General features: G+C 58.3%; 18 protein-coding genes and 2 pseudogenes. 7 read left to right on the forward strand and 13 right to left on the reverse strand.

Annotated features, from left to right (window positions below):
- Nucleotides 1-384: 384 nt before the first annotated feature.
- The 12 genes from TSA1_RS13945 to glnT form a co-directional block, all read right to left on the reverse strand.
- Nucleotides 385-2,076 carry a methyl-accepting chemotaxis protein gene (locus TSA1_RS13945; protein ID WP_100176881.1) on the reverse strand — a complete coding sequence of 564 codons (1,692 nt, stop codon included), beginning with the start codon at nucleotides 2,074-2,076 and terminating at the stop codon, nucleotides 385-387.
- A gap of 433 nt (nucleotides 2,077-2,509) precedes the next feature.
- The gene (locus TSA1_RS13950) at nucleotides 2,510-3,181 is read right to left on the reverse strand and encodes a helix-turn-helix domain-containing protein (protein WP_245448247.1); all 672 of its coding nucleotides are present in this window, start codon (nucleotides 3,179-3,181) and stop codon (nucleotides 2,510-2,512) included.
- A 97-nt stretch (nucleotides 3,182-3,278) separates the two neighbouring features.
- A complete protein-coding gene (locus tag TSA1_RS13955; RefSeq protein ID WP_100176882.1) occupies nucleotides 3,279-5,600 on the reverse strand; it encodes a N,N-dimethylformamidase beta subunit family domain-containing protein in 2,322 nt (773 codons plus the stop codon).
- 32 nt (nucleotides 5,601-5,632) lie between these two features.
- The gene (locus tag TSA1_RS13960; RefSeq protein WP_100176883.1) at nucleotides 5,633-7,321 is read right to left on the reverse strand and encodes a branched-chain amino acid ABC transporter permease; all 1,689 of its coding nucleotides are present in this window, start codon (nucleotides 7,319-7,321) and stop codon (nucleotides 5,633-5,635) included.
- A gap of 2 nt (nucleotides 7,322-7,323) precedes the next feature.
- The gene (locus TSA1_RS13965) at nucleotides 7,324-8,223 is read right to left on the reverse strand and encodes a branched-chain amino acid ABC transporter permease (protein ID WP_100176884.1); all 900 of its coding nucleotides are present in this window, start codon (nucleotides 8,221-8,223) and stop codon (nucleotides 7,324-7,326) included.
- A 1-nt stretch (nucleotide 8,224) separates the two neighbouring features.
- Nucleotides 8,225-8,950 (reverse strand): ABC transporter ATP-binding protein, encoded by a 726-nt coding sequence (locus TSA1_RS13970; protein ID WP_100176885.1) that lies wholly within the window; start codon nucleotides 8,948-8,950, stop codon nucleotides 8,225-8,227.
- Entirely contained in the window at nucleotides 8,943-9,725 is a 783-nt protein-coding gene (locus tag TSA1_RS13975) for an ABC transporter ATP-binding protein (protein WP_245448249.1), read from the reverse strand. The genes TSA1_RS13970 and TSA1_RS13975 overlap by 8 nt, the downstream gene beginning before the upstream one ends.
- Nucleotides 9,713-11,002, reverse strand: a complete 1,290-nt coding sequence (locus TSA1_RS13980) for an ABC transporter substrate-binding protein (protein ID WP_100176886.1) — start codon at nucleotides 11,000-11,002, stop codon at nucleotides 9,713-9,715. The genes TSA1_RS13975 and TSA1_RS13980 overlap by 13 nt, the downstream gene beginning before the upstream one ends.
- A gap of 56 nt (nucleotides 11,003-11,058) precedes the next feature.
- Entirely contained in the window at nucleotides 11,059-12,387 is a 1,329-nt protein-coding gene (locus TSA1_RS13985) for an FMN-binding glutamate synthase family protein (RefSeq protein WP_100176887.1), read from the reverse strand.
- Complete coding sequence (locus TSA1_RS13990; RefSeq protein WP_100176888.1) at nucleotides 12,387-13,145, reverse strand: GltB/FmdC/FwdC-like GXGXG domain-containing protein; 759 nt, start codon at nucleotides 13,143-13,145, stop codon at nucleotides 12,387-12,389. The genes TSA1_RS13985 and TSA1_RS13990 overlap by 1 nt, the downstream gene beginning before the upstream one ends.
- Before the next feature lies 1 nt (nucleotide 13,146).
- Nucleotides 13,147-14,043: a class II glutamine amidotransferase gene (locus TSA1_RS13995; protein WP_100181114.1), complete on the reverse strand. Its 897-nt coding sequence runs from the start codon at nucleotides 14,041-14,043 to the stop codon at nucleotides 13,147-13,149.
- A gap of 25 nt (nucleotides 14,044-14,068) precedes the next feature.
- Complete coding sequence (glnT, locus tag TSA1_RS14000) at nucleotides 14,069-15,466, reverse strand: type III glutamate--ammonia ligase (RefSeq protein WP_100176889.1); 1,398 nt, start codon at nucleotides 15,464-15,466, stop codon at nucleotides 14,069-14,071.
- A 154-nt stretch (nucleotides 15,467-15,620) separates the two neighbouring features.
- Here glnT and TSA1_RS14005 point away from each other — a divergent pair, with 154 nt between their 5' ends.
- The 7 genes and pseudogenes from TSA1_RS14005 (at nucleotide 15,621) to TSA1_RS14030 (ending at nucleotide 22,446) form a co-directional block, all read left to right on the forward strand.
- On the forward strand, nucleotides 15,621-16,991 hold the full coding sequence (locus TSA1_RS14005; protein WP_100176890.1) for an NAD(P)/FAD-dependent oxidoreductase: 1,371 nt from the start codon (nucleotides 15,621-15,623) through the stop codon (nucleotides 16,989-16,991).
- A 12-nt stretch (nucleotides 16,992-17,003) separates the two neighbouring features.
- Nucleotides 17,004-17,384: pseudogene (locus TSA1_RS40640) on the forward strand (Rid family hydrolase); the annotation flags it as partial.
- A 102-nt stretch (nucleotides 17,385-17,486) separates the two neighbouring features.
- A pseudogene (gene adh, locus TSA1_RS40260) lies at nucleotides 17,487-18,968 on the forward strand (aldehyde dehydrogenase); the annotation flags it as partial.
- 100 nt (nucleotides 18,969-19,068) lie between these two features.
- Nucleotides 19,069-19,431 carry a DUF779 domain-containing protein gene (locus TSA1_RS14015; protein WP_100176892.1) on the forward strand — a complete coding sequence of 121 codons (363 nt, stop codon included), beginning with the start codon at nucleotides 19,069-19,071 and terminating at the stop codon, nucleotides 19,429-19,431.
- Nucleotides 19,432-19,957: 526 nt separating this feature from the next.
- Entirely contained in the window at nucleotides 19,958-20,686 is a 729-nt protein-coding gene (locus TSA1_RS14020; RefSeq protein WP_100176893.1) for a LuxR family transcriptional regulator, read from the forward strand.
- A gap of 84 nt (nucleotides 20,687-20,770) precedes the next feature.
- A complete protein-coding gene (locus TSA1_RS14025; RefSeq protein ID WP_100181115.1) occupies nucleotides 20,771-21,403 on the forward strand; it encodes an acyl-homoserine-lactone synthase in 633 nt (210 codons plus the stop codon).
- Between the two features lie 83 nt (nucleotides 21,404-21,486).
- Nucleotides 21,487-22,446 (forward strand): LysR family transcriptional regulator, encoded by a 960-nt coding sequence (locus TSA1_RS14030; RefSeq protein ID WP_100176894.1) that lies wholly within the window; start codon nucleotides 21,487-21,489, stop codon nucleotides 22,444-22,446.
- Here the strand turns inward: TSA1_RS14030 and TSA1_RS14035 are convergent.
- Entirely contained in the window at nucleotides 22,413-22,658 is a 246-nt protein-coding gene (locus tag TSA1_RS14035; RefSeq protein WP_100176895.1) for a DUF2274 domain-containing protein, read from the reverse strand. The genes TSA1_RS14030 and TSA1_RS14035 overlap by 34 nt on opposite strands.
- Nucleotide 22,659: the final 1 nt, after the last annotated feature.

Below are 22,659 nucleotides of genomic sequence, written 5' to 3' on the forward strand. Positions count from 1 at the left end.
CGTCCGGCCCCGCCAGGCGCTCAAATGGGTTTGCGCGCTAAGTTCCTCAATGCGAATTCGTCCTCCGAGCCCACGTTCCGAAACTACGGTTTGCGCGGTGACTATGGGTAACATCGCGGAATTATCCGCAACGACCGTTGTCACGTTATTCATTGACTTCCTGTCGCTGCGAATGCCCGGATACAATGGAGAAGCCGTTCGGCGGAGAGAGTGTCAGTCAATCCCCATTGAAAGATAAGCCAGTTTCGATCTTTCCCGACCAGAACCCACGGTTTGAGCAACGGCGAGCGTCAAGCCACAGAAAGGCAGATTGTCCATGCGCTTGGCGGCCAGCGCGGCTCTTCCAACAAAGGTGCGTCCATTTTCAGAGGCCAGCGACTTGACCTAAGAACCCCGGACTGAATTCAGGAAAATCGCGACTTCGAGTTTCAGGCGGCCACTCTCAGTAGAGAGCAGTCTTGCCGCTGAGAGCACCTGTGAGGAAGCCGCGCCTGTCTCGCTGGCGCCTTTTCGCACGGACGCGACATTGGAGGAAACCTGACGGGTGCCCTCCGCAGCCTGTTGAACGTTTCGAGAAATCTCCAGCGTTGCGGCGCTCTGCTCTTCGACGGCTGCCGCGATAACCGAGGCGATCTCGGACAATCTTTGGATTGTCTTGCTAATGCTGAGAATTGCGGCGACTGAGTCCTGGGTTGCGGTCTGAATGCCTGATATCTGCTCGCCGATCTGCCCCGTCGCTTTCGCCGTTTGCTCCGCCAGAGCCTTTACCTCATTGGCAACAACCGCGAAGCCGCTGCCTACATCGCCGGCGCGAGCCGCCTCGATCGTGGCATTCAGAGCCAAGAGATTCGTCTGCCCCGCGATGTTGTTGATGAGTTCTACGACGTCGCTAATGCGGCTTGCTGCCCTCGAAAGTTCGCCAACGCGGTCAGTGGTCGACCGCGCCTGCTCGACCGCTTCGGACGCCAGGGACGCCGATTCCTGGACTTGACGGCTGATTTCGCTGATCGACGCCGAAAGCTGTTCGGCGGTAGAAGCGACGGACTGCACGTTGGTGGATGCTTCTTCCGACGCCGACGCCACGATAGCTGACAGATCCTGCGCGTGTCCTGCGGAGGCGGTCAAGGTATTGGCGGAAGTCTCCAGCTCTGTCGATGCTGAGGAAACCGTCTCGACGACTTCTCCGACAGCGTTTTCGAACTGATCGGCCAGGCGATGCATTTCCAACCGCCGTTGGTCATGCGAAAGCCGGTCCTGCTCTTCTTTTGCCAGTGCGTCTCGTCTCGCCTTTTCGGTCAGCATTCGGTTGACGCTGTCGACCCCACGGGCAGCTTCTCCGATCTCGTCGCCGCGGCTCACGCTCCCCATGTTCACCTGCTCGCCCGCAGCCATGCGCGTCAAGAGATCAACGAGCTGAGCCAGCGGACGGGCGACACCCAAGATTCCCAATGCAAGCGCTGCCCCGACGGCGACGACACAACAAATTGCAGCAAGGATTACAACAAACCAAATTTCCGTGGTCACTTTGTCGTGTTGCTCATCCGCTCTTAGCTTTGCAAACGCAATAACCTCGTCCGCTAGCTCATTCTGAGATGCAACCGCCGACTGGAGAGCTCCATTGCACTGTGCGCGCATTCTTGAGACGGCTGTTGCATCGCCGGCGCCAGCAGCAGCGAATTCTATCGCTCGTCTGCATATTGAGAGGGCCTTCCGGAACTCGTCCGTTCTTTTTCCGATCGCAGTCGCCTTTTCCGGCAACGTCGATTGTGCATGCTCAAGCGTTTGAAGAACGATGCTCGACTTTTCTTGCGCCGTTGCGAGCAATTGAGCTTTGTTGCCCTCCGACATCTCCGTCAGGATTTCGAACGACGTAGCCCGATACGTCTCGGCACGAGTAGCTACACGCGCGACCAAGGTCGCTGATGCATCAATTCGCTTAACGACGTCGGCATATGCCCGATCCACAGCCGACATACGCACCGCCATATAGGCGACAAGGCCGACCATGACCGCCCCGAGCCCGAGCGCCAGCAAGGTCAGCTTCACGGGCACACGCATGTTGTCGAGCGAAAGCATGACGAGTTGGACCTTCCAGTTTGTCAAAAATCGCGGGCCCGGTGGGCCCTCACGGTCTGCGGAGTAACTCGACAACAGGAAGTCGCTGCGCGGCGCGTACAATCTCGGAATCTTTGGATGCAGCCTCGATGCTCGCGTTACAGGCGGCCCCCTCTATCGCAGCCTCCCTTCCCCCACTTGATTCTCCCAGGGAAAGGATATGCGTAATTGCATTAAATGCAATTTATTTTTACTTTACGCAAAGACACCCGAACCGAGGTCGATCAAAAAGAGAGCGAGGATCCGGAGATCCTCGCAGTCAGAGGGAGCCACACAATCGCTCTTAGCTTCAGCCGCCCTCGTTGAGTCACAACGGCGGAGCTACAGAATTCTCAGGCTAATAAATGTTGGATTGGACAACTCGGAGACGAGAATCTCTTCCCGAGGCCGCCTTCTATTCTGCGTATACAATGATCGTGATGAACTGAATTCGATCATCCAGAAGCTTTTCAGGACCGTGCAAAACATTCCCCGAAAATGTGAATGCATCGCCCGGTTCGACGAGAAACGTCCGATCGCCAAAGCGGTATTCCATGCGACCGCTGAGCATGTAGATGAATTCGGTGCCAGGATGCTGAAAACGGGGATAGCTCTCGCTCTCCTTATCCATGTCGATCAGGAACGGCTCGAAGATCTTGCGCGGGCCCTTGTTGTACGAGAGCAACCTGTAAGTATGACCGTGCTTCGTTCCCGAACGGACGACCTCCATCTGATCGCTGGCCTTAATCAGCTGCGCACTTCCGCTGTTCTGCTCGATTTCCCGGAAGAGTGTCGAGAGATCCGTTCCCAATGCCGTGGCGATGCGTTCCAGCAGAGGAAGGCTGGCCGTGGATTGCCCGTTTTCGAAGCGGCTGAGCATCGGAACGGAGATGCTGGCAGCCGCCGCGAGCTCAGTGAGCTTGAGCCCTCGTTCCAATCGACCTCGCCGGATAGCTGCCCCCATTCTCTCATCGATCGGCGGCTTGGCTATCGCGACATCCGCGGTCGGCTCGACCGGGGCGGCCGACGTCCGCGCCGTCTTCTTTTCAGTGTGACGCCTGTGGGTCGCTCGTTTTGTTTTGCGCACGTGCTTCTATCCCAACGGTTACGAAATTTCCGATCCTATGGCGAAATAACTCGTCTTCGGCTGTGGGGCTCAACTCCACATTGCGCGCCTTGGCAAGTTATCGCCACTGCTTTTCCTCGCTTATCCAGTGAGATCCAGGCAGGGATCCAGGCTTGATAAAGGCATCGACGACGTTGCCCAGAAGCCTGGACACGTTGTTGTCAAAATTCTTCGCCGGCAGCGCCTGACCAAACGCAATCGAACCGCCGCAGAAAACGGCTCCGTCATTCGGAGCGTTGAAGAAGATGATGTCGCCGCGGATCCGATAGTCCTGACTTCCCGCAAGACCAGGATATGGATAGAGAATCTCCTCAATCGATAGCATGTAATTGTCGCTGTGACCGCCCGACGAAGCCAAAATCTTGGTGTGCGGGGGCGTTCCCAGCGTCAAATCGTAGCGGTCGAGCTCGAGGCCAGCGGCACCGCCGTAGGCAAGCCCCTCCTCGCCAATCAGCTCGCCCTCGATTCCTTCCATGATCCACGAGACCTGACGATGGTAGCTGTCCGGCATCCGTCGATAAGGACGGCTGGTCTCGAACCCCTCGGCGATGAACCCGATACCCACCAGTTTTTGCGGTGGGCGGCCCAGATTCTTCCAGAGTCCGCTCTTCTGACCGGTCGTCGCCAAGTAGTGCTCGCCGGGTCGCGCGTTCCACGCTCTCATCCCCGAATCGAGCTTGCGCACCTCCATGATCCACGGCTCGTCCTCACGGAAGGCTACGTTCCAGTAATAGCCGTTGCCTCCCATGTAGATGTAGCGCCCGCCGCCTGAGATATAGTCCTCCGTGCCATCAAGCATTCTTTCCGAATAGTATTCCGGATGCGTCCCTGTAAGTACGCAGCTGTAGGGCTTTAGCGCGTCCACGCCTTCGATATGAAGGTCCTCGTCGGTGAGCACATCATAGTCGTAGCCTTTGTGCTCAAGCCAACCGACGATCGACAGATCTGCCGGGAATGCCCATGGCACACCCATGCTCGACATGCGGTGCTTCGGGCGCATATTGACAATTGGCCGGCGATAGGAGCTATAGCAAACACCGTTGCCGTCGGCCCAACTGTCATAGGTCGACAGCCCGAAATCCAGGTTCTTGTACATCTCGACGTCAATCTCAGAAATGATGGGCGGCTGGCCCGTCATCGGCTGAATGATTTCCGCGTCGAAACTCAGATGCTCATTTGCGTATGCAAGATAACTCGCAGTCGGCACCAGGAATGCAATCTTCGCCTTAGGCTGTTTGGGACGGACATAGAACACGACATATTCCTCGCCCAGGCCGGCGCCATCGCCAGCCCGCAAGCGCATCGCGTAGATACCGGAGCGCAAGCTTTCAGGCAGTCTGACCGTCCTGGTCGGCTTCCAATTGCAATCGATCATCGCGTCGTGATGAAGCTCGACGCCCCCGTACTCGCGGGGAGCCAGCCGGAAGCAGTCGTTTCGGCCGTTCCAATTCCACCCCGTCTGAGCGCGCACCGGGCGATTGTAACCCTTGGCGTTCAGCTTATTTGGCCCGATATCGATCACCGTGTCGCCGATGCCGGCGTCGGTATATCCCTCTGCCGTATCCCAATAAGCGACCAGGCCGTCCGTACTCGGAAGCGTCCCCTTTGCCAGTTGCTCAAGCTCGCCGCGGCTCAGCGCCCGATCGTAGATGCCGGGCCTGTCAATCTTGCCGGAGAAAATTTGAGAGACAAATGGCCCGCGCAGTTCATGGAAGTCGCGAGACCCTCCAATCAGGAACGGCGTATCCTCGAGGTTCTTTTGCTTGAATCGAAACGTTTCGGCGACGTGCGACCGATAGTCGATCGGCGCAACGCTTCCGAGCAGGCCGTTGTAGCGATTTGTCACCGACTCCTGGTGGATGGTGGCTTTGCCGCTGGCAGCGTCGAAGGTGGCTGCGACGAAGTACCAGGTCTTCTTCATCAATGGCACTTCGGTCTTTATGTAGTCGACCTCGTCGCCGCGTCCGACCCAAAACTCGAGATGTCCGTCTTGACTGATCCCGAGACAATAGCCAGCGCTCTTGTCATTATTCCATCGTCCGATGAGGCACTGGCGACGTCCATCTCCCGGGAGCCCCGGAAAGATGAAACCAAAAACGCTCATACTCCCTTCGAGAGCAAGCTTTCCCACGGGATCATCGACCGTCAGGAATGAACCGAGTTGAGTGTATTGCTTCTGCACCCGCCACTCGCCGTTGGCCTCGCAAGAAACTTCCTCCTCGATAAAGCCGGGTCCCAGAGGATTCTCGTCGCCGTGCACCAGTCTAACCAGCTGTGCAATCGCGGTGGCAGCACCATCCGCGCTGACGTGGAAGGTGACAGCTTCTCCGGGTTTGACCGAAATCCGGTCCGTGTAACCAAAGAGCTTGATTTGAGCCATTGTCTGTCCGCCGCGTTGCTGTACTGGTTAGATCAAGATTCCAAAAGGTCCTGGACACGGCGCATGAATACGCCGTGATAAGCCTCGTCCTGCGAGGGATAGAGCTTGTCCTCGACGACCCGCGGCGGAACGCCGCGATGGCCTGAAAGTGCAACGATCCGGTAAGCCTTGAACGGCTGCACCACTTGGATCGCATATTTGTCGGGAAGTGGCTGACGTCGGAAGTACAGCAAGAGACGTTCGAGCGCCTCGCTATGCTGACCGAGAGGGTTGCTCTTGTGCTCCTCGATCAGCTCGGACGAAACCAACGATTTCAGATAGTCTCGCTGTATCTTGTCGTAACGGCGCCAATAGACCAGGTCCTTGTTGCTCGTTTCGGTCGCTTCTTCCGGTAACATTTCGCCTCCTTTCTCTGCTCGCGCAGAGCGCCGCTCGCTCTTCTTCTTGTCTCGCCAGGCACGGAACTGCTGCTTGATGCCGAACAATCCGTTCCGGAGATACAAGACGACGAGCAACATGATGATGCCGATGGCAAAGAGCCTCAGGGGGCCCCAACTGATCAACACCTTGTCGAGAAACACCACGACGGCCGTTCCGACCACCGCACCCTCAGCTCTCCCGATACCGCCGATGACGAGCATCGCCAGACCGAGCAGAACCGTATCGAAGCTGAAGATCGAGAATCCCACACCCCTGTAGTGCGCGGCGTAGAAACCTCCGATGAATCCGAGGGCAATCGATGAGACGACGAACACCTGAATGCGAGCCCTGCGGAAGTCCACTCCAGTGGCTTCCGCGAAAGCTTCCCGCTTTTCGGGCGCCATGCGCAGTATCCGGCCCAGCCGTCGTCCGTCCACCATGCGGTAGAGCAGCAGCGCGCCACACATCAGCATGAGCGCTGCATAGTAGCCCAGCATCGACTGGTCGAACGGCGACCAGGATTTCGGCACATAGGTGTCCGCGCCATAAAGGCCGCCGGTGGCCGAGCCGAAGATCTTCGACTGCACAAAGTAGACCCGGCACAACTCGTTGAGCCCGAGCGTCAACAGCGAGTAGTAAAAGCCGTCCAGGCGTGTGGCCGGAATAGCAATCACTACTCCAAATACAAGTCCTATGGCGCTACCTATAATCGGCAGGCCCCACCAAGGTAGACCAAGCGAGATCGACAACCAGGTTGTAATGAATGCCGCCGTACCCACGACCGCATAAGTCGCAAGCGAGAAGATGCTCGCGGTACCGAGCACGAGCATCCAGCACAAGTTAATGGCAGCATAAATTCCGAAGAAAGCACCAGCAGCAAGAAGCGTATTCAGCTGGGATGCGGGAAATGCAAACGGGGCCAGCGCAAGAGCGAGCAGCCCGAGAGCCCACCAGATTGGCCGCTTGTCAACGATGGTCTTTTCGCGGCGCAGCGTCTTCGGATTATATTCTCCGCGCACGTGAAGGATGCGGCGGCGCGTTGGCCAGTAGCGGAGCTTGGACCAAAGCTTCTCTCCGTGTCCGGGCCATTTGTAATAGTACCGAAGCCGGCCGACAGGCAGCAGCGGCACGCCCGATTTGCGTGTCTCCGCCCAAATCTCGGTCGGGTCCTTGTAAGGTATGGTCGGTACTTCCGGCTCGGCGCCGGCACCGCCCCAAGCCGTCAACGGATTGCGCCAAATTCGCACGTCGTCCTCAGACCCTTCAGTCGGAGTTGTAGTGTTCGGAGCTGGACTGAGCATCTTCAGGCCTCCCGCGCCTTGTCGAGGAGACCAGCGATACCGCGTGGCCGAACCAGAATGATCAGAATGATGAGAAGGAATTGAGTCATCAGCACGTATTGGCCGCCCAACGCCACGGACGTCATGGCCTCATTGAACCCCAACAGCAGGGCCGCGATCACCGCGCCTGGCACGCTACCCAATCCGCCGCACAGCGCGATGCTGACACCCTTGATCATCGGGGTGAGCCCATTGAACGGCTGAATATAATAGGTCTGAGAGAGAAGCACGGCGGACAAGCCAGCCAGGCCGCCGGTAATGGCCATGACGTAGAAGCTGGTGCGCCGCACGCCAATGCCGACGATCGATGCGGCGTGGGGATTCATCATCATGGCGCGAATTTCGAGACCACGCCGGCTTGAACGCATCCAGGTCAAGACGATCAGCAGCATCGCGATCGAAACGATAACGTTGCCAATCTTGTCGGCGGTCAGAACCAGACCGAACAATGACCGCTTGCTCGCCCCAAAGATTTCCGGGAGGCTCTTCGACCTTGGGCCGAACCACCAGAGCAGCAACTGGGTGCCCATTAAGCTGATGGCCAGAGTTGCGATCATGCCGCGAATCGTGAAGTTCGGCTTGTCGTGAACCGGGATGAACGCCAAGGCGCACACCAGCACTCCGCCCAACGCGCCAGTTGCGACTCCGCCGGCCAGGATCATCGCCCCTCGCAGCGCATCCGGCGTCACGGCCACGACATATTGACTGGTCAGCCAAGCGCCATAACCAGACAGGGCAAAGATGAACCCGTAGGCGAGGTTCAGCAAGCCGAGACTCGACCAGGTGATCGAGATGCCGATGGCGAGAGTGCCATAAATGCAGGCCAGCACGATTGCGTTGGAAATAACATATGGCCAGTTCATCTTAGAGATCCCGATTGCTGTTCAGCATCAGGGCAGCCGAGGCCCCCCCCTTTAGCTTGCCCACATGCATCCCGATCACGCGATCCACCTTCCCTTCCAGCAATGCAATGTTCTGCTCCGCGATGACCATGGCCGAGTCGCTGAGCTCAATGCTCATCAATGCGTCGAGCACGCCCTTTCCGATCTTGGGGGCAAGACCAAGTGAGGGCTCATCGACAAGAAACAGAGACGCTTCAGCCATCAAGCCTCGGCCGATCGAGACCATTCGCCGCTCCCCGCCCGAAAGTCGGCCAACCGGCGTGTTGCTCAGTTTTCGTAAGGGCGGAAACACATCGTAGATGCGTCGCTTGCGGGTCGCGCGCTCCTTCCAGGCGCGTGGAGTGAATGCTCCGGAATCGAGGTGCTCTTCGACAGTGAGGCCATGAAAGATTTCGTCGCCCTGTGGGATCAAGGCCAGTCCCTGCCTTACGATCTGGTGCGTATAGCGGCCTGGGCCTTGGCTTCGAGTGCGTCCGATCTGCCTTCCGTTCAGGAGGATCGAACCTCGCTGCCATCCCGTCAGACCCGCGATCGCGTAGAACAACGTGGTCTTGCCATGGCCATTGAGCCCGACCAATCCGATCCGCTCACCTGCCTTCACGATCAAATCCAGGTCATGGATCACGCGCAGCGGTCCCCAGCCCGCCGAGAGGCCTTGCACCGAAAGAACTTCGCGCGCTTCAGCCATCGAGCGCCCCTTCCTCGACCGTCTCGAAATAGGCCGCGTGCACCTTCGGATCGGCCAGAATGTCGGCGAGCGAACCCTCCGAGATGACCTCGCCCGCATCCATCACCATGACGCGGTCGGCAATCGTCTCGAGCAATTCGATGCGATGCTCGACAATGATAATCGCGACGTTCATTTCTTTCGACAGCATCCTGATCAGATGGTCGATCTCGTCGACCTCGGAATTGATCAGACCCGCGGCAGGTTCGTCCATCAGCAACAAGGCAGGCCGACGCATCAAGAGGCACGCAAGCAGGAGCTTGCGTCTGTTGAGCGTCTCAAGCGAGCTCGTGCGCTCCTCGGCGTCCACGTCGAGACCGACAAGCTCGGCACCGTACTCGGCGTCAAAACGCGTCAGATAAGGCTTGTATGCCTGTCGCGCGGCCTTGAACGTCTGCCCGACCGTCAATTCGTCCGGCACGACCGGCGTCTGGTAGGTGCGTCCAATACCAAGGCGAGCTCTTGCATGAAGCGGTAGGGCCGTCACATCCGAGCCACGGAAGCGTACTGAACCGGACTTGGGCCTCATCCGGCCAGACAGGACTTCGAACAAGCTCGTCTTGCCAGCTCCATTCGGTCCGATGATTCCCAACACTTCGCCAGGAGCGACGCTCAGGCTGATGTCCCTGAGGATCTCTCGCCCGCCCAGATCGAGGGAGATACTCTCTCCCGCGAAAAGGGCGGGCGATCGACGCATCTCGGCGCCGAGTTCCGAAATGTTCACTATGTCCACCATGGTGCGGGCTGCAATGTAGATTCCGAGATCTCGTTCGGAAATACGATCTTGTGCTGCACGTTCTGGACCTGGACGTAGAGCTGGCTCATGCCCTTTTCCAGCTCCTTCGCCGAAATCGGATTTCCATCGTCGGGGAAATGAGCAGCTTCCTGATAGTCATTGTTGAGGTCCATATAACCACAGACACCGCGATAGGGATGCTGCCGTATCCAGTCGCAGACCGCCTTGAAATCCTCCGGCTTGCCGACAGCCTCCCAGGCGAGCTTCAGCCAATGCGTGATGTCATAGCCGTTGCCGGTGTAAACGAGGCCCATCGTTCCCGGAAACCGTGCCTGGTACTTCTTACGAAACGCCTTTCCGCGTTCGTCTGCGTAGACACCCAACACGGTCGACCAGCAAAATCCGTTCGCTGAGGACCCGGCCAGCTCGAGAAACTCAGGCTGAGACGGTCCATACTGAAGATAAACGAGTGAGTTCTTGACTGGATCCGCGGCGAACTGTTTACAGAACGCTGCATATTCTGCAGCGACCCAATGATCGATCATGATGGCGCCGGCGTCGACCTCCTTCAGCTTCTGCATGACAGGAGACCAATCCTGCACGGGAAACTGGATGTCCGTGACAGCTGCGACTTCGAATTTGCCGCGCTTCTTTATCGCCTCCTGCGCGGCCTTCGAGATCGTCTGGCAATAGCCCACCTGCTCCTGGACGATATGGACCTTGCGGTTCTTCGGCTTCCACACGCCCCGCTTCTCCTCGTGCTCGAGCCAAAGCGGATAGGTGTGGCCGTAGTGGACCTCGGAAGGGTCGGTCTGGAAGATGTGACTATATTTCTTCGGGTTGGCCTTGAAGGCTTCGGTCGCCGCGCGTTGGGTATTGCCCTGCAAATACGGACATCCGTACTTGGCGGACTCGTCCATCGCGGGGATCGGCGCAAACACGAATGCGTTCGAGATCGCGTGCACCTTCGCATCAGCGCATGCTGCGATTGCTTGCTGACAGCTCTCGGGCGACAGCTTGTCGACGTCGGTGACGAACAACTTCAGGGGACGCCCCAATATCCCACCAGATGCGTTGATCTCGTCCACCGCGAGCGTCGTGCCGTTGAGATGATCGAGATCGTCGGCGACACCGGCTGCCGCCGTCTGCGACGTTGGCACGCCGAGCAAGATCGGCTCCCCCTTGGGCGCCGCTCCCGATTTGGATATCCAGGGCATCGCGACGGCGGCCCCGACGCCAGCAACCACACTTCGTCTCGTCAACTTCAGTTTCGTCATCACTCCCCTCCTCCATGGAGCGTGACGCGACGACCGCCGCCGCGTCAGCGCCGCAACTATTGACCGGGAATCCAGCTCGTTCCTGCGAGAGGAAGACGCGTCATTGCGGCAGCCTCTATCGTTAGCGCGACGAGATCTTCGGGCTCGAGATTGTGCAGGCGGCTCTTTCCGCACGCACGCGCGATCGTCTGCGCCTCGAGCGTGATCACCTTGAGATAATTTGCGAGCCGCCGGCCCGCCAAGACCGGGTCGAGCCGGGCCGAAAGTGCCGGATCCTGAGTCGTGATGCCCGCCGGGTCCTTGCCTTCTTGCCAATCGTCATAGCAACCGGCGGTCGTTCCCAAGGCTCGATATTCGTCTTCATACCGCGGATCGTTGTCGCCGAGCGCGATCAGTGCTGCAGTCCCGATGCCAACGGCATCCGCGCCAAGCGCAAGCGCTTTGGCAACGTCGGCGCCGCTACGAATACCGCCGGAAACGACGAGCTGTACCTTGCGGTGCATCCCGAGGTCCTGCAAAGACTGAACGGCGTTGCGGATCGCCGATAGAATCGGAATTCCGACATGCTCGATGAAGACGTCCTGGGTGGCGGCGGTGCCGCCTTGCATCCCGTCTAGCACGACCACATCGGCCCCCGCCTTCACGGCGAGCGCGACATCGTAGTAAGGACGGCTTGCACCGATCTTCAGATAGATCGGCTTTTCCCAGCCGGTAAGTTCCCGTAGCTCGAGTATCTTGATTTCCAGATCGTCCGCACCCGTCCAGTCCGGATGGCGGCAAGCTGAACGCTGGTCTATCCCCTTCGGGAGAGAGCGCATCTGTGCGACCCGATCGGATATCTTCTGGCCCAGCAACATACCGCCACCACCGGGCTTAGCGCCCTGGCCGACCACGATCTCAATCGCGTCCGCCTTGCGCAGATCGTCGGGATTCATGCCATACCGGGACGGCAGATATTGATAGACGAGCGCCTTGGACTGCCCGCGCTCTTCCGGAGTCATGCCCCCGTCGCCAGTGGTGGTCGACGTTCCGGCGAGACTTGCGCCTCGACCCAAGGCCTCCTTTGCCTGAGCCGAAAGAGCGCCGAAGCTCATGCCGGCGATAGTGACGGGAATTGCCAGATGTAGCGGCTTCTTGGCATACCGCGTCCCGAGCACGACGCTCGTCTCGCAGCGCTCGCGATAGCCTTCCAGGGGATAACGCGACATCGATGCACCGAGAAACAAGAGGTCATCGAAGTGCGGGACCTTCCGCTTGGTCCCACCGCCGCGAATGTCATAAATGCCGGTAGCGGCGGCACGCCGTATCTCCGCAATGGAGTGCGCGTCGAACGTTGCGGACTGACGCGGCGGGATATACCCCCACGTCTTTTCAAGAGCAGTCATCAATAGGCCCCGGCATTGTCGATATTGAAGTTGTAAAGCTTGCGAGCCGATCCATAGCGGCGGAACTCGGATACATCGATCTTGTGGGCTTCGCCGGCTTGCTCGATCAGCGCAAACAGCTCCGCCCGATGCTCATCTCGCAACTCCTTTTCGATACAGTCCGCCCCGAGGCCCTCGACCTTGCCACGCACATAGATGTGGGCTTCGTATATCGAATCCCCCAAGGCATCGCCCGCATCACCAAATGCCACCAGACGCCCGGTTTGGGCCATGAAAGCGGAGAGGTGCCCGATGTCGCCTTTGACGACAATGTCGACACCCTTCATCGAAATGCCACACCGAGCACCCGCGTTGCCATCGATCAACAACAGGCCGCCATGTCCGGTGGCGCCGGCAGACTGGCTGGCATCCCCTTTCACGTGGATCAGCCCGGACATCATGTTCTCGCCAACACCCTGGCCAGCATTTCCATGGATCACGATGCGAGCACACTTGTTCATGCCGCCGCAGAAATAGCCCACGTGGCCCGCCACTTCGACGTCAATGGGCGCATCGATGCCAACCGCCACTGCGTGGGCACCGTTAGGATTCTGCACTCGCCAGAACGTCTCATTCGTCGGGACCTTCAGCGCCTGAAGCCGGGCGTTGAGTTCGCGAAGCGACAAAGCGGACAAATCCAACTCGGTGAACGGGTCCGATGGCCCCCGCCCTGTCCTGATGTCGCGGCCCGACCACGAGCCCAATTCGACTTGATTCATCTTAGTGTTCCCAGAAGTAAGGCGTTGCTGGCTTCGGCTCGAAGACCCGCGCGTTCGCAACACCGGGAAGCCCGGTGAGGCTGCGATATTCGGAGGCGAACGCCACGTAGTCGTCTGTCTCCGCCATGACGGCAGGCTTGCATGCGATCGGATCACGCAGCACGCCGAAGCCATTTTTGGTACCAACCACGAAGGTGAAGAAACCATCGAGATCATTGACGCTCGACTTCAGCGCATCGCCCAGCGCCCTGCCGCGCCGCAACTCTCGCGTGATGTAGCCTGCGGCAACCTCGGTATCGTTCTCTGTTTCCGGAACGATGCCGTCCTGGCGGAGCTCACGACGCAGAGAGGCGTGGTTTGAAAGCGAGCCGTTGTGAACCAGGCACTGGTCGGGGCCTGTCGAAAACGGGTGGGCCCCGGTGGTGGTCACGGCCGATTCGGTCGCCATGCGCGTGTGGGCGATGCCGTGGGTTCCGGAAATCGACCGGATATCGAACTTCCGCGCGACATCATCCGGATAGCCGACCTCCTTGTATATCTCAAGATTGGAGCCTTCGCTGAGGACCCGGATGTCCTGCGCATTCTCCACTATCCAAGCGCGGCACTGGGCCACCTCTTCCTCTGGGACAGTAAAAACGCTGTGCGTGTAGCGGTGCGTCGTCAAAATCGGCGCCCCCAGCGAGCGAGACAGGATCTCGCCCAGCGTCTGAAAATCACGTCTTCCATTCACAGATGTGAGCGTGAGCTTTACCCTGCCCGGCTCACTCGTCGTGTACAGAGCGAAACCTGCGGAATCAGGCCCTCGGCTACACAGCGCTGATGTCATGTCAGAGAGCAACGCCCCAAGCTCCGGCCTAAGCCGAGAGCTTTTGATAAACAATCCTGCAATTCCGCACATCGCGATCTCCAATACAAAGCGAAAGCTAGAAGAAGCTGAGGTAGCGCTCGACTTCCCAATCCGAGACGTGCCGGTGATACTCCAACCACTCGGACTTCTTCAGCGACACGAATTCGTTGATGACCTGAGGCCCCAGCGCAGCGGAAAACACAGGATCGGCTTCAAGCTCTCCGATCGCCTCCGCAAGTGTTTGTGGCAGCAGCTCTACGCCCATGTCGCGAATTTCCTCGAGCGACAGACCATAGAAGTTCACGTTCTTCGGCTCGCCCGGATGGAGCTCGCGATCGATACCATCCAGCCCGGCAGCAATGAGGGCTGCGGTGGCGAGATAGGGGTTCATGCTGCTATCGCCGGTGCGAATTTCGATCCGGCCGTATGGTATGCGGGCCATGGCCGTGCGGTTGTTGTCGCCATACGCGATGAAGGCCGGCGCCCAAGTTGCGCCGGAAACCGTGCGCCCGACCACAAGCCGCTTGTAGGAGTTCACGGTCGGCGCCAGCAGAGCTGTCAAGCCCTTGGCATGAGCCATGACGCCACCAAGAAAATGATAGGCGAGCTTGGTCAGGCCAAGGCCATTTGAATCTCCATCATCGTGGAAGAGATTGCTCCCGTTGGCATCGGCAATCGAGCAGTGGATGTGCATGCCGCTGCCAGTGGAACTGCTCCTGGGTTTCGGCATGAATGAGCAGATCGCCCCGAGATCATTCGCAATTTCTGAGGCTGCCATCTTGAAGAACAAGATCTGATCCGCGGTCTTCAGCGCGTCTGCATATTTAAAGTTGATCTCGTACTGCCCGTTCGCATCTTCGTGGTCGATCTGATAGACGTCTACACCCACAGCCTGCAAAGATTCCGTGACACGCTCGAGGAAGCTGCGCCCCCGCATAAGACCTCGATAGTCGTACGCCGGCTTCGCAAGCGTGTCGGTACCGTCGAATGGTAGCAACTTTCCGTCGGCATCTCGACGCAATAGGATGAATTCGGGCTCCAGCCCCGTATTCAGAGTCCAGCCACGCTCCGCCAGACGCGCGACCTGCCTCTTCAGGACATTTCGTGTATCCACCGGATGAGGGACTCCCTTCACCGTTCCTACGCCCATCATTCGCGCATAAGCGGGAGCCCACGGCGTCACGGTCAACGTGTCCAGCTCGCAGACGACCATGTACTCAGCTTCGTGCGGAAGCATGCCAAGCCCCCACGCGCCTGCTCCGGCAAACCCGGCTCCGTCGGTCAGAACATCTTCCAAGTGCTGCACGGGAACGGACTTGCTTTTGGCCACGCCGTGCAAGTCGACGAATTGTGCGAGGACGTAGCGAACTCCCGCCTGCCTCAGAAAAGCCTGAGCTCCGAGAAGGTCTAGCCCGCGAGGAGTAGCGAGACTGCCTGGGGCCAGCGCGCCGGTCCACGAATTGGGAAGATGCATTTAAAGTCTCCTTGAAGCTTCCGCGCCGTGCCGCGCCGCTCACTCGGCGGGTCGTTCCTATCTTGAAACCGTTGTATAGCACTCTTGCATTTGCTGCAAGTCGTTTTTATTATCTGCAACTGCACACGTCAAGAAAAGTTTGAGAGGCACGCTCATGGCGATCTTCGTGGATCCACATTCGAAGAGCGAACCGATCGGAATTCGGCTGTCAGAGCTTTCTGAAGGCCGCACAAAATATTGGTCGACCCAGGCGGTACCTTATTGGTGGCGCGACGCCCCACCATCCCCTGGTCCCTGGCCAGAACCGGTCAAGAAGGCAGACGTTGTCATTGTGGGAGCTGGCTACACCGGCCTCTCCGCAGCCTTGGTTCTTGCGCGCGCAGGCAGGCACGTCGTTGTAGTCGATTCCTTTGCTCCCGGCTTTGGCGCAAGCACCCGCAACGGCGGACAGATTGGAAGCGGAAATCAAAAATTCCGAGTGAAGACGCTCATAGAAATGAAGGGCGAGCGGAAAGCTGTCGAGCTGCTGCACGAGGGCATCGAAATGCTTGACGGCATCGACGCTCTAATTGAACGCGAGAAGATCGACTGCTCGTTTGTTCGTTGTGGGCGCTTCCGTGGCGCGATGCGTGCCGAACACTATGAAGCGATGGCGCGGGACATGGAGGATCTCAAGCGTTATGCGGGAGTCGAGTCCTGCATGATTAGCCGACGCGAACAGCACACTGAGATCGCTACCGAGCTGTTTCATGGCGGGTCACTGTTGCCCGGGGACGCCAGTCTGCATCCCGGCAAGTATCACGCGGGTCTCCTCAATCGGGTCATCGAAGCTGGCGGCGCCGTGCACGGCAACATGCCTGTGCGGTCTATTTCATCGGATCGGGCCGGATACACGGTGCACTTCGAACGTTTCAGCATTCAAGCACGGGACGTTCTCGTCGCGACTAACGGATATACCAAGAATATTGGCGCATTCTTTCGAAAACGGATCGTTCCTATCCGCTCCGCACAGATCACCACCGAAGTCATTGCACCCGAGATCTTTCAGCGATTGATGCCGAACAGGCGCGTCTTTGGAAACACGAATCGGGTATTTTTCTACTTTCGCCCCGCCCCGGACGAGGACCGGCTGATCTGGGGCGGCCGCTCAAATCACTTCGCGAGAGACTCCGTCCTTGCAGCCTATTCGCACCTCGCTCGCGATCTTCTGCGCACGTTTCCGATGTTGGGCGACATACGGGTTCCCTACGCATGGAGCGGCCTGATCGGCTACACCTTCGACGAATTTCCGCATCTCGGCCGGTCGCCTGAAGGCGTCTACTACGCAATGGGTTATTGCGGGACGGGCGTATCGCGCTCCACGCACTTCGGACGGAAGATCGCGCTGCAGATTCTCGGCAAGACAGAGGGCCAGTCGGCTTTCAACGACCTTGTCTTCCCGAGTCATCAATTTCAGGCGTTCGCCAAACCCGCCGTTCCTATCGTCGAAACCTGGTACCGCCTGCGTGATGCAGCCGGATTGTAAAGGGAGAGTGGAATGAATGTTATCGACAACTCCGTACTTGATACACGACGCAATATTTCATCTGGCGGCGCCTACGAAAATGTTTTCGGCTATTCGCGCGCAGTCGTGAAGGATGGCCAGGTTCACGTTTCTGGGACGTGTGCACCTGCGAGTTACGAGGGCCGCGGCGCCTACGAGCAAGCCAAGGGCGCGCTTGAGACAATCGCGACCGCACTTAAGAACGCGGGGTCAAGCCTCGCGGACGTGGTCAGAACGGTCGTTTATGTTCGCGATATCATGTACGCGGATGCTGTTGCAAAGGCTCATTTGGAGGCCTTTGACACCGTCCGCCCGGCCTCGACCCTTGTCCAGGTCACCTCGATGTTGCGGCCCTGGCAGCTAGTCGAGATCGAAGCCTATGCGCTAGTGGGAGGTTCGATATCGGGTAACACGCTACGAGCCCTCACAAGTAGCGACGAAGCAAAGGGGGCAGAAGCCCAAAATGCGAAGCGGGCTCCATTCCGCGCAACCTATGACAACTTCATTGGTGGCAGATGGACCCCACCTGCATCGGGTAAGTATTTTGACAATACTTCGCCGATCACGGGCCAAGTCATCTGTACGATCGCTCGCTCCGACCAGCATGACGTGGAGTTGGCATTGAACGCAGCGCACGCCGCGAAAGATGCATGGGGACGAACCAGCCCTGCCGAACGCGCGCTGATCCTCAACCGTATCGCCGACCGCATGGGGGAAAACCTCGAGCGGCTTGCGATGGCCGAGACCTGGGACAATGGCAAGCCAATTCGCGAATCGCGTGCTGCTGACCTGCCGCTGGCAATTGATCATTTCCGCTATTTCGCCGGCGCCATTCGGGGCCAGGAAGGCAGTCTAGGCGAGATCGACCATGATACCGTCGCCTATCATTTTCATGAACCGCTCGGCGTCGTGGGGCTGATTATTCCCTGGAATTTCCCGCTCCTGATGGCCTGTTGGAAGCTTGCGCCAGCACTTGCGGCTGGCAATTGCGTGGTCTTGAAGCCCGCGGAACAGACGCCCGCATCCATCATGCTTTGGATGGAGTTGGTGGCAGATTTGCTGCCGCCGGGTGTCGTCAACATCGTCAATGGGTTCGGGCTCGAAGCCGGCAAACCGCTTGCATCCAGCTCGCGCATCGCCAAGATTGCGTTCACCGGCGAGACTACGACCGGGCGGCTTATCATGCAGTACGCGAGCCAGAACCTCATCCCCGTCACGCTGGAACTCGGCGGCAAGTCGCCGAATATCTTCTTCAAGGACGTCGCGGCAGAGGACGATGACTTCTTGGACAAGGCGATCGAGGGGTTCGTCATGTTCGCGCTCAATCAGGGCGAGGTCTGCACTTGTCCCAGTCGCGCCCTGATACACGAGTCGATCTACGACCGGTTTATGGAGCGCGCGCTCAAGCGCGTTGCTGCCATAAGACAGGGCGATCCGCGCGATGGCGACACCATGCTCGGCGCGCAAGCATCGAGCGAGCAACTTGAGAAGATCCTTTCCTATATCGATATCGGCAAGCAGGAGGGAGCGCAGCTGCTCGCTGGCGGCGAACGAGCCAGGTTGAATGGCAATCTTTCCGGAGGCTATTACATGCAGCCGACCGTGTTTCGCGGACGCAACCAAATGCGGATCTTCCAGGAAGAGATCTTCGGTCCAGTCGTATCGGTGACGACGTTCAAGACTGACGAAGAGGCCCTTTCCATCGCGAATGATACACTATACGGCCTGGGTGCCGGAGTATGGAGCCGCGACGCAAACCGCTGCTACCGTTTCGGTCGCGCCATTCAAGCAGGGCGCGTATGGACAAACTGCTACCATGCCTATCCAGCGCATGCTGCGTTCGGCGGTTATAAGCAGTCCGGAATCGGACGCGAGACCCACAAGATGATGCTTGACCACTATCAGCAGACCAAGAACCTGCTGGTGAGCTATAGTCCGAAAAAGCTCGGCTTTTTCTAACGCGTTCAAGTCGACAATCGCTCGGTACTTTTCGAGCGGATTTCGGCCGGCGGTGCCCCTCTGCGCCGCCGGTCCAGAAGAACCGTGGAGAATTCTCGGCATGCACGACAAGGTCACCGCGACATCCGCCGCAGTCGAACTGTTGGCCAAAATTGTTGCCGATCATGGTCCGGTAATGTTCCATCAGTCAGGCGGCTGCTGCGACGGATCCTCCCCGATGTGCTATCGACAAGGCGAGTTTCTCATCGGTGACCACGACATACTGCTCGGCCATATCAGCGGAATGCCGGTTTATATCGGCGCTGCCCAGTTCGAGGTATGGAAGCACACCGACCTGATCATCGATGCCGTTCCAGGCCGCGGCGGGATGTTCTCGCTCGACAATGGGCGCGAACAGCGGTTTCTGACCAGGTCGCGAATCTGTCCGATAGGGCTAAGCGGTCAAGACGCCGGGCCGGACTGAGTTGAAGGCGCGTTTCTAAAGAACCTGCCTCATTTGCCGCCAGATCAGTGTCAACCCATGTTCCAGTCGTCGCATCCGTGGCCCGGCGATCATCGACAAGAACGCCATCAAGCGACCAGCGAAAGGCAAATTGCCGTCGCGCTGCTTCTCGCGCGATTGCGGCGTCTCTCGCTCGCGCGAAGTGCTGATTCAATTCCGTCGGAGGCACCCAGCAAGCCGCGCATCGAGTCGCCCCGCTCAGTCGCGTTCGAGGGGGTGCGCGAGCGCGTTGGCGATGTGACAATCCATGATGGTCTCCCGGGGCGGGTCGGAGCGGAAGTCGCGCTCATGGGCCCTAACAGCGCTGGCAAGACGGCGGCACTCAATGTCATGACCGGCGTACTACCGAAACGTGGATTTCGCGTCGTAATCAATGGATTGGATGTGCTCCGACCCGACCCTTCTAGCCCGCGAGCCCAAAAAGGCGGCCTGGTGATGGCGTTGTCGCGACTGCCTTGAACGACCTAGCGCAAATGTGGCGATCCCAATGCACCGGATCTTCCAAAACTTCATAGACGCATTAGCGTGCGCGCAAAATTCCGCTGATTTTTCGGAGGCGATGGCGACGGTAGCTAGCGCTCTCGAACTGTCATGTTTTGCGTATCTTGCGCTACCGGGTGGCCATGAACGAAAGCCGCGCCTGATCTCGACGTATCCAAAGGAGTGGACTTCTCGCTACATTGAGAGTCGCTATGAATTGATAGACCCAGTCATCACTCGAGCCCTACAAACAGTCGAACCTTTTCAATGGGGAGCTGGGATATCTTCAAATCAACGCTCGTCGATTCAGCAACAATTACTTGATGAAGCAGCTCAGTTTGGGATCCGGATCGGCTTTACGGTCCCAATACATGACGGTCGTGGCCCAATGGCAGCGCTGACATTCGCCAGCCGCAGGGGCACTCCTGTCTTTGACAACTGCGTCCAATCTCAGTCGCGTGTACTTCAGCTCATGGCGATGTATTTTCATGCTCACGTACAGCGCAAGCTTGTAAAGGAACCGGCTATAGATGGAATTCGCCTGTCTCCCCGCGAAATTGAATGTTTAGAATGGGCGGCTCAAGGCAAGAGCGCTTGGGAAATTGGACAAATCCTCGGACTCTCGCGTAACACGGTGGCGTATTACATGGAGAACGCGAAGCAGAAGCTCGGTGTTCGCACGATTGCGCAAGCGGTGGCGCGTCTAGCCGCTGCTAACAAAACCAAGCAGAATTAGGACGCACTTCCCCTACAACTACAGGTAATGACCTGGAGTAATGGTGCCGCTTCAAAGGAGATGATGAACACCTTTGGAGGGATCATGATTCAGCTCATCACACCGTCTTCGTATGGGGAGTTTTCGAGCACGCTCGTCGAGATGCATCGGCTGCGGCATCGTGTTTTCAAGTTACGCATGGCGTGGGACGTTCAGGTCAGCGGCGATATGGAGGTCGACGAGTTCGATGCACTTCACCCAGCGTACCTAGCTCAGTTATCGGATGATGGTCGGGTGCAAGGTTCCGTTCGGCTCCTCCCTAGCCACGGTCCGACGATGCTTCGTGACACCTTCCCCGCGCTTCTCGACGGCCAACCCGCGCCGTCAACTCCTCTCGTTTGGGAAAGCAGTAGATTCGCAATCGATATTGCTCCCGACGCTCCGAAAGGAGATCATGGTATAACTCGTGCCACTTACGAGCTGTTCGCTGGAATGGTCGAGTTTGGGCTATCACGACAGCTCACGGATATCGTTACCGTTACAGACGTCCGAATGGAAAGAATCCTTCGGCGGGCCAGTTGGCCGCTGCGGCGCATTGGCATTCCTCGTTCAATCGGCAGCACCCTGGCAGTGGCAGGCTATCTTACCGTTTCGAGTGAGATTCTAGCGAACCTTCGTAGAGCCGGTGGCCTTTCGAGGCCGGTTCTTTGGACGCCGGTCATTTTCGCAGCCGCCTAGAACGATCAACCCAGCAAGCAAGATGCGCGTCCCTGTGTAAAGCAGGGGCGCTGCGTGTGCCGGTTTGCCGCCGAGTTAGAGACATGAGCGAAACTGACATAAGAAGCAATCGGCGGAGCGCAGCTAGAGCCATTGACCTACAACAGCTTCGATTAGCTGTGGCTGCCTGCGACTACGGGAGCTTTCGACGAGCTGCTGAAGTGCTTTCGATCAAGCACACGGTCCTAAGCCGATCTATCGGTCAGCTCGAGTATCTGGTTGGGACTTCACTGTTCGAGCGCTCCAGCGGGGGAATCAAGCCCACGCTGGCCGGCCGAGCGGTTCTGCGAATTGCGCGGTTGATCTTGGAGCAAGTCGACATGCTCGTTGACACAGGAAGGTCCGGTGGTCGCGGCGATACCGGCCATCTTGTCATCGGCTTCTTCACATCCATGTCCACCGGTAATTTGCGAGCGACGATAGGTGAGCTCAAGAAGCTGCTACCACGGCTCGAACTGGCAACGATGGAACGCTCTCGCTTCCGCCTGATGACTGCCCTCCGTAACGGAAACGCCGACGTTGTCGTTAGCCCCGGACGTCTCCCTTCAAAAGACACCAGATCACTTCTGCTCTGGAGCGAACGTATCCTGATCTCGTTGCCTCAGGATCACTGCCTGGCAGCACGTGAAATTGTTTATTGGACCGATTTGCGTAACGAAAAGATCCTTCTAAGTGAGTATGATCCCGGACGAGAGCTCGAGGACCTCTTAATTTCGAAGCTCGTGCTACCCGACGATCGCCCCAAGGTAGAGCGCCATGACGTAAGCCGTGGCATCATCAAGAGTCTGACAAGTATGGGCATGGGGCTCAGTCTGGTGATGGAATCGGATATTGGTGCAAGTTTCGCTGGCCTTGTGTACCGGGAGTTGCAAGACGGAGCGGGACCAAGCCGGGTGGATTTCTATGCGCATTGGCGCGAGGACAATGAAAATCCGGTTCTGAAGCGTTTCCTCAACCTGCTGGCAGAGCGCTATCCCTCAGCTTCGCCGGCTCTCGGGGAGTGACCGGCTCGTCTCGCCTTTGCGAACCCGCGGTCCGTGGCCATGAAGCGCGCCAGCATGGGCGCGATCAGCTTCGCTGGATCGATACGCTGTCCGCTTTCGCGTGCCACGGCCTCTGCATAGGCAATGAGATCCCTGTGCACTGATGCCGGGAGCTCAACGGTGACCTTGACCGGCTTGTCGTCTGGCAATGCTCCTATTCTAAGCTTGGACATC

This window comes from Bradyrhizobium nitroreducens (assembly GCF_002776695.1).
GTDB classification, from domain to species: Bacteria; Pseudomonadota; Alphaproteobacteria; order Rhizobiales; family Xanthobacteraceae; genus Bradyrhizobium; species Bradyrhizobium nitroreducens.